Genomic DNA, 11,812 nt, shown 5'->3' with positions numbered 1-11,812 from the left:
TGGCGGGGTCGATGGCGGCTATGGAGCCCAGCACCGATGCCGCATCCATTTCAGTCCGCGCACTGATCGCTGGCGCCATGGCTGCCATCGAGAGTGGAAGCGACAGCGTGGCCGGGCATGGCGGTTTGCCCAAGTCGGCGGGTACGCTTGCTGCAGTGGAGACCGGCGCCGACAGCATGGCCGCGAGCGGTGCGGCCCTGGTCAGTGCGTTGCTGGCCGCCATCGAGGCTGGGGAAGACACTGCAGCCATCGCTGGGCAGATTGCCGCAGGCGGCGTGCTGGCGGTTTTCGAGGCTGGCCATGACGTGTTCGCGGCCATCGAATCCGCGCCGCCTCTTGACCCAAGCCGCACGCTGGTGGTGTCAATTGAAGACAGAACGCTTCGCGTTGCTGCTGAAACCCGCCTGTTGTCGGTAGCGCGCGAGGTCCGCGTGGCGGGCGTGGCTGCAGAGGATCGGACGCTTCTCGTATCCGCATAGCCAGAGCGCTGAAATCATTCCCCCCCAGTAGGGTTCGACCCGCAGGCGCATGCCCGGAACACTCCGGGCTCATGAAAACAGCATTTGTCGCAGCCAGCTTTACTGCCGCCCAGCATAGGGTTGGTGGAAGTGGGCATGCGCCGGAATGATCCACTGTCATGAAAACTGAAACCCTCGAAGCCATCGGCGCAGCTGGGAACAAGGCCACGATCCTCGGGGGTTCTGTTGCTGTCGCCGGGAAGTTGTCTGCCGCTGATCTGGCGGCCTATGTTGGTGCTGCAGTTGCAGTCATCGGCCTGCTCATCACCTGGTTCTACAAACGCGAGGCGAACAAGCGCCAAGCTGCAGATGACCGCCGCCGGGAAGCCGAACACCAGCGCCGCGAGGCTGAGCGTGATATGCGCATGCAGCTGATGCGTACCAGTGGCGTGCCGGTATTCCACCGCGACACTGATCTGGGCGATCTGGGAGCCGACGAGTGAGCCGCGTCCCCGCCCAACTGCGCACCAGCCTTGCCGCCCTGGTCATGCTGCTGGGCGCCAGTGGCGGGGCCTACTACCTGGACGAGGCCGCTACCCGCGAGGCCAACACCAACGCCTACATCCAGGCCGTGGCCGCAGACCCCCAGGTGTCGGACAGCATCCGCATTGCCATGGTGATGGCCAGCTACTACGAATCCAGCAACCGCCACATCGGCGTGCCCTACGTGGACAAGCTGGGCAAGGGCCAGCCGCTCACCGTCTGCAATGGCCTGACCGGGCCCGAGGTGGTGGCGGGCCGCACATACACCCCTGCCGACTGCTACCGGCTGGAGAAGCGCCGGTACATCGGCTACGAGGTCGAAGCCAAGCGCCTGCTGACTTACTGGGACAGCTACGACCCGTTCCAGCAAGCCACCTTCCTCGACTTCCTGCACAACAAGGGCGAGGGCAATTTCATCGGCAGCACCATGCGACGCAAGGCCAATGCCGGGGACTGGGAAGGCGCCTGCCGCGAAAACACGCGCTGGAACCGTGGAACGGTGCAGGGCGTTTCCACCGTGCTGCCAGGCCTGCAGCTGCGCGGCGATGCCAACGGCGAAATCTGTACGTCTTGGCGCCTTGGAGTTCATAAATGATTTGCTTTGTACGCATTTCATTCTGTTTGCTCATTTCATGTATCACGGGTTGCACTGTGATCCCCACCGGCGCCGCCAACAGCGCCTGTGAACTGTTGAACACGGCTTCCCAAGAAGCTGATCTGGCGCCCGCCTGGTATCTGCGCGCAGGTGAGGTGCTGGAAGCCTGCGGCCAGGACCGCGCGAAGGTCGATGCTGCTGCCCGAGCCTGCTATGCCGAGGTCCGCAACGGTTACCGCGACAGCAAGGAATGCGAGGCCATGCCGTGAACCTCACCCTCATCACCCACCTGATCGCCGCGGTGGTGGCCGCTGCAGCAGCCTGGTTCTACCAGGGCGCGCAGATGGATGCGGCCGTGGCCAAGCTCAAAGCCGAGCACTCAGCGCAGGAGTCGGAACGCCACCGCGTTGCGCTGGATGACGCCCGCGCCACCTTCCGCAAGGGCGAGATCCACGCCCGCAACCAACAGGAGATAGCCGATGCCCACGCTGCCCAAGAAAAGCGCCGTCTTGCTCGCCTTGCTGATGCCGCTGCTGACGGTGAGCGGCTGCGCAAACAAGTCACCGAATACGCCGCCACCTGTGGTGGGGGAGAAGGCGACAGCCCAGCCGTTGCCCTCCAGCGTTGCCGGGATCGCGCCGCCACCCTCGGGGTTCTATACGGAGAAGCTGACAGCCAGGCGGAAGCGTTCGCAGGAGCTGCTGAACAGCACGCCGATGAAGTCCGCACCCTGATGCGCGTGATCCAGAACGACCGCACCCTGCTGCCACCGCCTGGTGGCCTGGGACTCAAAGCGCCGCCCCGGCCGGATGCCGGGCCAACTCCCTGAGAACACCATGACCTCTACTGTCATAAAGCCCACCGTGGGCCGCAAAGTTTGGTATCGCCCATTCGGGCACAACCGCACGCAACTTGGTGTATGGGATGACGACCAGCCGTGCGATGCGACTGTCACCTACGCATGGCATGACCGCATGGTGAACCTGCACGTCATTGGTCCATCTGGTGCCGTGCACCAGTTCAATTCCGTACAACTGCTGCAGGCAGGCGACCCTGTGCCTGCGGGCATCGAACACGGTGGTTACGCCGAATGGATGCCCTACCAGCAGGGGCAGGCACGCAAGGATGCTGCAAGCACAATCCCGCCGCACCAGCAGCGCGTGATTGATGAGAAGGCCGCCCGTGACGGCGAAATCACCCGCCTCAATGCCTTCATCGGTGGTAATCCCGTGTTCACCACCTTGCCAACCGACGAACAGGCCCGCCTGCGCCGCCAGCTCGATGTGATGCGCGAGCTGTCCGTGATCCTGGGCGAGCGCATCGCGGCTTTCTAACCTCCACCCCAAAGAGCACACCATGACCCAATTCCGCAAGAAGCCCGTCGTCATCACCGCCATCACCTTCGACCAGCTGGTGGCCCACGGCATCGAGCGATGCAAGGCCGAAGGCCGTGAGTCGAACATCGTGAATGGCATGCCCTGGTCGTTCAGCTACGCGGGCCACCCGATCACCCATGAAAACGACGACTGCTACCTGATCCCGACTCTGGAAGGCACCATGAAGATGGGCCGCGACGACATGCTCATCACGGGCGTGAAGGGGGAGGTTTACCCGTGCAAGCGAGACATTTTCGAGGCCACCTACGATTCGGCGCCTGCTGATCTGGAGAGCGAGATCCAGGCCAAGGCCGACAAGGGCCCGCGCGTGACGCCAGCTGCGCTGCAAGCCGAAATCGTCAGCGAGCACTATTTCACGGCTGCTGAAGGCTGCGCAGGCGCGTGCAACATGAATGTGCGTCCTGATGGCTGGGCGACGCCGCTCAATCTCCTAACGTTCTGCGTCCTGGTCTTGCGCAACGGCTTCACCGTGGTGGGACACAGCGCCTGCGCCAGCCCGGAGAACTACAACAAGGAAATCGGGGAGCGCATCGCCCGCGAGAACGCAGAGCGCGAAATCTGGCCCCTCCTGGGCTTCCGTCTGCGCGACGAGCTGGCCCGCCCGGTGCTCACCGACGCAGATGCTGCTGCTGACCTGGCCGGCACCCCGCGCCCTGACAACCCAACTGCAGATGCCGCTGACTTCCTGGCCAGCGTCAAAGCCTGCGACTTGTCGGGCGATGCTCCCTGCGAGGCCTGCCAGTAGTCCGTGCCTCACTAATGAGAAAGCCCCGCCGCAGTGATGCGGGCGGGGCTTTTTACATTTCTGGGTCGTGTTCGTAAGCCCAGTTCTCGGCGGCCTCCGGTGAAGGGTGCGGCCCGTGAAAAGCCGCAATTGGCCTCTTGTCATCACCCCACGACTGGCCATCCCAAAACGCGGATGAGGGAGACATTCCTTCGTTTTCATCCCAGCAAATGACCACGGCGTACCATCCCTTGGGGCCTGTAGGGTTGGCGCGCGACCACGTAAATTCAGCGCTTGTCATTCCATGCTTCCCTTGTGTGTTCTACGCCCCGAACATGGGCGCAAGAGTTTCTAGGCAGCCGGCATCTTGTCGAAGTCGGCCAGTGGCATTTCGGTGCCGTCATGCGCCACCAGCACGCCGGCCGTCGTGGCTGACACCTCCACCGGGCGGTCATTGAACTTGCCCACCTCGGGGGCGTATCCAGGTATGGAGACACCCCCATACAACTGCGTCAGCCGCAGGTCATCGGCCTGCTTCTGGGTTAGGACCAGCTTCTGCGGCCTCGTTCCTGGGTACTTGATCCAGTGCACGCGGAAGGCATTCGACACTCTGCGGTGCAGTTCGGCCATGCCTGGGTGGTGTGGGGGGAGGTCAACGATGTTTTGGGCTGCCATGGCGGGAGATTGTCCACGGTACAGAGGGTGTGCCCCGGCTTACGCCACCCTGCGCAGCCGGACCACGTTCGCCTCACCATCGCGGCCGGGTGGGGCGCTGTTCTCACAGCTCACCAGGTAGTCAGCCCACAGTTTGAGGGCCCGGCGGCGCTCCGGTATTTCCTCCCGCACGTCGTAGACCCCCTCCATGCCCTTGAGCGCATGGTTCAGGGCAATCTCGGAGATTTCGCGCGACACCCCCATGTTCATCAGGTGGCCTTTGGCCGTGCTGCGCGTGTCGTGGGGGGTGAATTTGCGGATGTCCATGTCACCGCGCTCAAACGCGCGCCGCAGTGCTGCCCAAAGGGTTGTGCGCCCGATAGGCACATCGCCCAGCTCTTTGGAGCGGTCGGCGCGGCGAGTGGGCAGCACGTACACGGAGTCGCCAGACAAGGCGATCAGCTCGTGGAACCAGTCAACGACGACCGGGGCGAGGGGCACCAAAAAGCCCGCGCGGGTTTTGACGGACTCTGCAGGCACCCACCAGGTGCCCGCTTCCAGATCCAGGTGTTCCTTCTTGGCCTTGACCAGCTCCACCCCGCGCACGCAGGTGGCCAGCAGGATGCGAAAGGCCAGGGCGTTCTCGCGGCCGATGAAGTCAATGCCCGGCAGCAGGGACTGCAGCTCCTTGTTCTCCAGCATGACGCGCTGGCGTGTCTTGGGGCGGGGGCCCTTGATTGCGGACAGCTTGATGCCGGTACAAGGGTTTGCCGCAATGAGTGTCAGCCCGCAGGCGTGGTCGAGAACCTTGGAGATAGAGGTGAGCAGCCGCTTTGTCATCAGCCACGTCCGGCCGCTCTCTTTGAGGACTTTCACGACATCAATGCTCGTTACCTTGTCCACCTGCCAGGAACCCAGGCGCGGCAGGATTACCTGGTCGATGTCGGCATTGCGGTAGTAGATGGTGTCCTCGGCGAATACATCCGGGCGGAGCACCTTCTCTCGATAGTCGGCAACCAGTTCGCGCATGGTCCATGCTGCTGCGGTGCGCGATTTGCGCTCCTGCTTTTCGGCTGCCGGGTCCGCGCCGCCATCGATGGATGCACGCAGAGCGCGGGCTTTCTCCCGGGCCGCCGCGAGTGTCACGTCCGGGTAGCTGCCGATGGTCAGCTCGCGCCGCCGCCCGCCCTGCACGCGATACCGAAGCACCCAGGTTGCGGTGCCGCCTTTGGAGAGGGTGAATGTCAGCCCATCGCCATCCGACTTGGCGACCGCCTCACCTTTTGAGATCCAGCGCTTGATCTGTATATCGGTGAGCGTGTGACTGATTTTGGGCATCGGCAGTCCTTTTTTTGGGTAGCTAGGAGTGTAGCTACCCACCTGGCTACCCGTAGCTCATGCGCCAATGAGAATCAGCATGATACGTTGTGAGTCAAAAAACCCAATGAAAACAACGGCTTGCGATGCGGTCTGAGACGTTGTGACCCACTCTGAAACACTAATTGAAATTCCAGGTGGCAATTTGCATGGTTTTTGGCCGGTAGCGCTAGTGGATCATGCGCCAGCAGCTATCAAAATGTGAGTGAATGAGGGAAGGGCTGAAGCGTCAGGCGCGGCGCACACGGGTCACAAAGCTGAACGGGAGCCCGTTGGTGCTCACGTGGTGCTCGCGGGCGGTTTCTACCCATTCTGCGCCCAGCACGGGGGCATAGGCATCGCCGTCAAAGTCCTGCGCGATCTCCGTGACCTCCACGCAGTCTGCCAGGGGCAAGGCCTCGGCATAAATCTGCGCGCCGCCAATGATCCACACGGTCTTGCCAGCGTCGCACTGTGCCAGGGCCTCGGCCAGGCTGCCCGCGCGGTGGGCGCCCTCGGCCTGCCAGTCGGCCTGGCGCGTCACCACGATGTTGGTGCGACCGGGCAGGGGGCGAAAACGTGGCGGCAGCGAGTCCCAGGTCTTGCGGCCCATGACCACGGGGCAACCCTGAGTGAGCTGCTTGAAGTGCGCCATATCCTCCGGCAGGTGCCAGGGCAGGCGATTGTCCTTGCCGATGACGCCGTTGGCCGCGCGGGCGTAGATGAGGTGCAGGGGCATGGGGCTCGCTCGGTGTGTGAGTGGGGAGGGGATCAGATGTGCAGGAACGCCAGCGCGCCCACACCCAGGCCCACGGCGGCCACGCCGTACATGCCGTATTCCAGCCACTTCTTCTTGGTCAGCAGCGCAATCGCGGCCAGGGCAATCGCCACCTGCAGCGCGGTGGTGGCCTGGGCCCAGCGGTGGTGCTGGTGCATCTGGGCCTCACTTTGCTGGTCGAAGGCGTGGGCATCGGCCTCCAGCTTTTCGGCCGCGGTCTTGATCTCGTTCTTCTCTTTTTCGTAGCGGTCGATCTTGGCCTGGTATTTGACCTTCTCGGCTTCGGCAGGGGTCAGGTCACGGGCCAGCTCGGCCAGGCTTTGTTTGGTGCTTTTGGACTGGAAGTAATTCCACTGGTTGGAGGCCTCGGTCTTCTTGATGGCCGCATCGTTCTTCATCAGGCCCGCATTGGCCTGGGTGGCGCCGCCCATGTAGGCAAAGATGGCACCCACCGTGGCCACGATGGCCGTGAACATGGCGATCTTGTTGGTGGACGAGCCGCCGCCATGGTCCGCGCCGTGGTGCGCAGCATCGTGGCCGTGGGTGGCATGTTCGACCGCGTGGTCGTGGGGGCCATGTACGTGGAATCCGCCGGAAGACATAGATAGAAGCTCGTTGTATTGGTTATGGGTGAAAGCGGGGCCTGTGCCGCTGGCTGGCTGGTGCAGTGGTCAGACTGCCACGGGCGCCTTGATGGCAGGGTGGCACTGGTAGTCCACCACTTCAAAGTCTTCGTACTCGTAGTCGAAGATGCTGTCGGGCTTGCGTTTGATGTTCAAGACCGGGTAGGGGTAGGGCGTACGCGCCAGCTGGGCCTGTACCTGCTCGTGGTGGTTGCTGTAGATGTGGCAGTCGCCGCCCGTCCAGATGAAGTCGCCCACATCCAGGTCGCACTGCTGGGCCACCATGTGGGTCAGCAGTGCATAGCTGGCGATGTTGAAGGGCACACCCAGAAAGATGTCTGCGCTGCGCTGGTACAGCTGGCAGCTCAGCGTGCCGCGCCCGCCGGGTTCTTGCGCCGGGGCCACGTAGAACTGGAAGAACGCGTGGCAGGGCATCAGCGCCATCTTGTGCAGCTCGGCCACGTTCCAGGCGCTCACGATGATGCGGCGCGAGTCGGGGTTGGTTTTCAGCGTTTTGATCACGTCGCTGATCTGGTCGATGTGCCCGCCGTCCGGCGTGGGCCAGCTGCGCCACTGCACGCCGTACACCGGACCCAGGTCGCCATCCTCGCGCGCCCACTCATCCCAAATCGTGACGCCGCGCTCTTTCAGCCAGTTGTTGTTGCTGGAGCCCGTCAGGAACCACAGCAGCTCCTGGATGATGGACTTGAGGTGCACCTTCTTGGTGGTGACCAGCGGAAAGCCCTCTTTCAGGTCAAACCGCATCTGGTGGCCAAACACGCTCTTGGTGCCGGTGCCCGTGCGGTCCGATTTGTCCACGCCGTGGGTGAACACGTGGCGCATGAAGTCTTCGTACTGGGAGCGCACGGGGCGGGAGGCGGTGGCAAAGGCTTGTGTCATGGGGGAGGGCAAAGGGCTCATCACAGAGGGATTGGAGCGAGGCACTGGTACTGCATCCGTCCATACAGGGGCAGGTGCACGCAGTAGCGCTGCAGGATTTTATGCGGCCCGGTATGGGTTTCTCATGGCCAAGAACGCAATGTGCTGGTAGTGCAGAAAGGATAAGCCTTTGCAGCTATGTATTTTGTAGCGAACAGTGAGAGGCTGCAGCGTCTGTAGCCCCCGGAGTGGATGAGGATAGATACCCAATTGACATGACTAGGTAGAAATCCTGATTAGATGGTGCAAATTAGTATCTTTGCAGGAGCTGGGAGTACCAATCCGGCATGGCAGCATCGGTATCGTTCAGTCCGTCAATGCCCTGTATGCCTGCGTGTGGCGTTGAACGGCAGATTCCATACCAATACCGAAGGAGACATTCCGATGCCACATTCCCCCCGTGTTGCCGCCCCCCGGCGCCTGACCCTGGCCGTTGCGCTGGCCGCCACTTTGACCATATCGCTGTGCGGCGCTGCCAGTGCGCAGACCGAGCTGGTCATTGCCACCGTGAACAACGGCCACATGATCGAGATGCAAAAGCTCAGCAAGAACTTCGAGCAGGCGAACCCCGACATCAAGCTCAAGTGGGTCACGCTGGAAGAAGGCGTGCTGCGCCAGCGCGTGACGACCGACATCGCCACCAAGGGCGGCCAGTTCGATGTGATGACGATCGGCATGTACGAAGCGCCCATCTGGGGCAAGAAGGGCTGGCTGCAGGAGCTGAAAACCGACGCGGCGTACGACGTGGACGACCTGCTGCCCGCCGTGCGCAATGGCCTGACCGTGGATGGCAAGCTGTTCGCCGCCCCGTTTTATGGCGAAAGCTCCATGCTGATGTACCGCAAGGACCTCGCCGACAAGGCTGGTGTGCAGGTGCCCGAGCGCCCCACCTGGCCGCAGATCAAGGACCTGGCCGCCAAGATGCACGACCCCAAGAACGGCGTGTACGGCATCTGCCTGCGCGGCAAGCCGGGCTGGGGCGACAACATGGCCTTTCTGACCACACTGGTCAACACCTTCGGTGGTCAGTGGTTCGATATGCAGTGGAAGCCACAGCTCGAATCCAAGCCCTGGAAGGAAGCCATCACCTTCTACGTGGACCTGCTCAAGAGCTATGGCCCGCCCGGCTCTGCAGCCAACAGCTTCAACGAAATCCTGGCGCTGACCAATTCCGGCAAGTGCGGCATGTGGGTGGACGCGACCATTGCGGCATCGTTCGTGGCCGACCCCAAGCAGTCCAAGGTGGCTGACCAGATGGCCTTTGCCCAGGCGCCCACCATGAACACGCCCAAGGGCGCCAACTGGCTGTGGTCGTGGAATCTGGCGATCCCCGCAGGGTCAAAGAAGGTGGATGCTGCGCAGAAGTTCATCACCTGGTCCACCAGCAAGGACTACATCCAGCTCGTGGCCAAGACCAACGGCTGGGCCAATGTGCCCACCGGCACGCGCAAGAGCACGTATGCGTCGCCAGAGTTCCAGAAGGCCGCGCGTTTTGCCGCCGCAGAGAAGACCGCCATCGACTCGGCCAACCCCACGGATTCGACCTTGCCCAAGAGCCCGTACGTGGGTGTGCAGTTCGCGGCCATTCCGGAGTTCCAGGCCATCGGTATCGCCGTGGGCCAGCAGATGAGTTCTGCGCTGGCAGGCAAGACGACGGTGGACGCGGCACTCAAGGCCGGCCAGGTGGCGGCTGACCGCGAAATGAAGAAGGCCGGCTACTACAAATAGGCAAGCACCCATTGGGCTACTGCGCGGCCCGATCTGGGGGCGGTGTTCCTCGCCGTACGGGAGTACGACTGCGGTACAGCACCCCCACCTCGGGCCGCTCGCTACGCCCACTGGGCGCTTGCCTCACTGCGCTGTGTAAGTCTGTATCGGAATTCCCATGAACCGCCGCCTGCTCCCCCGTCTGCTGCTCACGCCTGCCATGGCCACGCTCTTCCTGTGGATGATCGTGCCGCTGGTGATGACGATCTACTTCTCGCTCATCCGCTACAACCTCATGCAGCCGGACCAGACGGGCTTTGCCGGGTTGGAAAACTTTGAGTACTTCGTCACCGACCCATCGTTTGGCACGGCGGTGGTCAATACGCTGCTGCTGCTGGGCAGCGTCATTCTCATCACGGTGGTGTTCGGCATTGCGATTGCGCTGCTCATCAACGAGCCGTTTGCGGGCCGGGGCATCGTGCGGGTGCTGTTGATTTCGCCGTTTTTCGTCATGCCCACGGTGAACGCGCTGATGTGGAAGAACATGATGATGAATCCCATCTACGGCGTGCTCGCCCAGGTGTGGATGTTCTTTGGCGCAAAGCCGGTGGATTGGCTCACGGACCACCCGTTGTTCTCGGTGATCGTCATGGTGTCGTGGCAATGGCTGCCGTTTGCCACGCTGATCTTCATGACGGCATTGCAGAGCATGAACCACGAGCAGCTCGAAGCCTCGCGCATGGACGGCGCTAACTATCTGCAGCAGCTGCGCTACCTGTATGTGCCGCACCTGGCGCGCTCGGTGGCCGTGGTGGTGATGATCGAACTCATCTTTTTGCTCAGCATCTTTGCCGAGATCTACACCACCACGGGTGGCGGGCCGGGCGATGCGAGCACCAACGTCACCTTCCTGATCTTCAAGCAGGCACTGCTCAACTTCGACGCGGGCGTGGCCTCGGCAGGTGCGCTGTTCGCTGTGTTGCTGGCCAATATCGCGGCGGTGTTTCTGATCCGCATGGTCGGCAAGAACCTTGACAAGTAAGACGGGGCAACGCTCATGACAACGACAAAACGACGCCGCTCCAACTTCCCGCTGGGCCTGCTGGCCCTGCGCACCGCCGCTGCCTGGGGCGTGGCCCTGCTGCTGTTTTTCCCGCTGGGTTGGCTGTTCCTCACGGCGTTCAAGACCGAGTTGCAGGCCATCGCCGTGCCGCCGCAGCTGTTCTTTGTCCCCACGCTCGAAAACTTCCACGAGGTGCAGGAGCGCAGCGACTACTTGCTGTACGCCAAGAATTCGGTCATCACCAGCGTGGTCTCTACCCTGGTGGGGCTGATGCTGGCTGCGCCTGCGGCCTACGCCATGGCCTTCTTCAAGGGCAAGTACACCAAGGACATCCTCATGTGGATGCTCTCGACCAAGATGATGCCCGCCGTGGGCGCGCTGGTACCCATCTATGTGCTGGCGCAAAAGAGCCACCTGCTCGATACGCAGCTTGCGCTCATCATCGTGTTCGCGCTGTCCAACCTGCCCATCATGGTCTGGATGCTGTATTCGCACTTCAAGGACATCCCGCGCGAAATTCTGGAAGCCGCGCGCATGGACGGCGCCACGCTGTGGCAGGAGGTGCGCTTGGTGCTGCTGCCGCTGGGCATGGGCGGGCTCGCGTCCACCGGCCTCTTGTGCCTGGTGCTGTCATGGAACGAGGCCTTCTGGAGCCTGAACCTGAGCGCTGCCAAGGCGGGCACGCTGGCCACGCTGATCGCGTCGTACTCCAGCCCCGAGGGCCTGTTCTGGGCCAAGTTGTCTGCAGCGTCGCTCATGGCCATTGCGCCCATTGTGGTGTTTGGCTGGTTCAGCCAGAAGCAGCTGGTGCAGGGCCTGACGTTTGGCGCCGTGAAGTAACGCGCAGCTTTCCTATCCAACGCAATCAAGTTTTCAGGAACCAGATTCCATGGCCTACCTTCAACTGCGCGGCATCGAGAAATTCTTTGGTGAACACCGCGCCATCAAGGGCATCGACCTCTCCATCCAGAAAGG

General features: G+C 62.5%; 15 protein-coding genes. 10 read left to right on the top strand and 5 right to left on the bottom strand.

The window, feature by feature from the left end:
- From ISS20_RS19995 to ISS20_RS19965, 7 genes are all read left to right on the top strand, one after another.
- Positions 1-479: hypothetical protein (locus ISS20_RS19995; protein ID WP_291438893.1), on the top strand; the 479-nt coding region annotated here is incomplete at its 5' end.
- 158 nt (positions 480-637) lie between these two features.
- Positions 638-961 (top strand): holin, encoded by a 324-nt coding sequence (locus ISS20_RS19990; RefSeq protein ID WP_291438891.1) that lies wholly within the window; start codon positions 638-640, stop codon positions 959-961.
- Entirely contained in the window at positions 958-1,596 is a 639-nt protein-coding gene (locus ISS20_RS19985) for a glycoside hydrolase family protein (RefSeq protein ID WP_291438889.1), read from the top strand. Before ISS20_RS19990 ends, ISS20_RS19985 begins: the two co-directional genes overlap by 4 nt.
- Before the next feature lie 56 nt (positions 1,597-1,652).
- The gene (locus ISS20_RS19980; RefSeq protein WP_291438887.1) at positions 1,653-1,865 is read left to right on the top strand and encodes a hypothetical protein; all 213 of its coding nucleotides are present in this window, start codon (positions 1,653-1,655) and stop codon (positions 1,863-1,865) included.
- Complete coding sequence (locus tag ISS20_RS19975) at positions 1,862-2,425, top strand: hypothetical protein (protein ID WP_291438885.1); 564 nt, start codon at positions 1,862-1,864, stop codon at positions 2,423-2,425. Before ISS20_RS19980 ends, ISS20_RS19975 begins: the two co-directional genes overlap by 4 nt.
- A gap of 7 nt (positions 2,426-2,432) precedes the next feature.
- Positions 2,433-2,930: a hypothetical protein gene (locus tag ISS20_RS19970; protein WP_291438883.1), complete on the top strand. Its 498-nt coding sequence runs from the start codon at positions 2,433-2,435 to the stop codon at positions 2,928-2,930.
- 22 nt (positions 2,931-2,952) lie between these two features.
- Positions 2,953-3,738, top strand: a complete 786-nt coding sequence (locus ISS20_RS19965) for a Gp49 family protein (RefSeq protein WP_291438881.1) — start codon at positions 2,953-2,955, stop codon at positions 3,736-3,738.
- Positions 3,739-4,068: 330 nt separating this feature from the next.
- On the opposite strand, the gene ISS20_RS19960 is transcribed toward ISS20_RS19965, so the two are convergent.
- From ISS20_RS19960 to ISS20_RS19940, 5 genes are all read right to left on the bottom strand, one after another.
- A complete protein-coding gene (locus ISS20_RS19960; protein WP_291438879.1) occupies positions 4,069-4,347 on the bottom strand; it encodes a hypothetical protein in 279 nt (92 codons plus the stop codon).
- 84 nt (positions 4,348-4,431) lie between these two features.
- Positions 4,432-5,709: a site-specific integrase gene (locus ISS20_RS19955; RefSeq protein WP_291438877.1), complete on the bottom strand. Its 1,278-nt coding sequence runs from the start codon at positions 5,707-5,709 to the stop codon at positions 4,432-4,434.
- Positions 5,710-5,977: 268 nt separating this feature from the next.
- The gene (locus ISS20_RS19950; protein WP_291438874.1) at positions 5,978-6,466 is read right to left on the bottom strand and encodes a dihydrofolate reductase; all 489 of its coding nucleotides are present in this window, start codon (positions 6,464-6,466) and stop codon (positions 5,978-5,980) included.
- Between the two features lie 32 nt (positions 6,467-6,498).
- Complete coding sequence (locus tag ISS20_RS19945) at positions 6,499-7,107, bottom strand: DUF4337 domain-containing protein (RefSeq protein ID WP_056743682.1); 609 nt, start codon at positions 7,105-7,107, stop codon at positions 6,499-6,501.
- Positions 7,108-7,176: 69 nt separating this feature from the next.
- A complete protein-coding gene (locus ISS20_RS19940; protein ID WP_291438872.1) occupies positions 7,177-8,028 on the bottom strand; it encodes a thymidylate synthase in 852 nt (283 codons plus the stop codon).
- A 423-nt stretch (positions 8,029-8,451) separates the two neighbouring features.
- Between ISS20_RS19940 and ISS20_RS19935 the strand changes: the two genes are divergently transcribed.
- The 3 genes from ISS20_RS19935 to ISS20_RS19925 all read left to right on the top strand — a co-directional run bounded on the left by ISS20_RS19935 (position 8,452) and on the right by ISS20_RS19925 (position 11,677).
- Positions 8,452-9,795: a sugar ABC transporter substrate-binding protein gene (locus ISS20_RS19935; protein ID WP_291438870.1), complete on the top strand. Its 1,344-nt coding sequence runs from the start codon at positions 8,452-8,454 to the stop codon at positions 9,793-9,795.
- A gap of 157 nt (positions 9,796-9,952) precedes the next feature.
- The gene (locus ISS20_RS19930; protein WP_291438868.1) at positions 9,953-10,816 is read left to right on the top strand and encodes a sugar ABC transporter permease; all 864 of its coding nucleotides are present in this window, start codon (positions 9,953-9,955) and stop codon (positions 10,814-10,816) included.
- 15 nt (positions 10,817-10,831) lie between these two features.
- The gene (locus tag ISS20_RS19925) at positions 10,832-11,677 is read left to right on the top strand and encodes a carbohydrate ABC transporter permease (protein WP_056067136.1); all 846 of its coding nucleotides are present in this window, start codon (positions 10,832-10,834) and stop codon (positions 11,675-11,677) included.
- Positions 11,678-11,812 lie beyond the last annotated feature (135 nt).

The sequence above is a fragment of the Acidovorax sp. genome, from assembly GCF_016783915.1.
In the GTDB taxonomy this organism is placed as follows: domain Bacteria; phylum Pseudomonadota; class Gammaproteobacteria; order Burkholderiales; family Burkholderiaceae_C; genus Acidovorax.
This window is presented reverse-complemented; position numbering and strand designations above follow the sequence as displayed.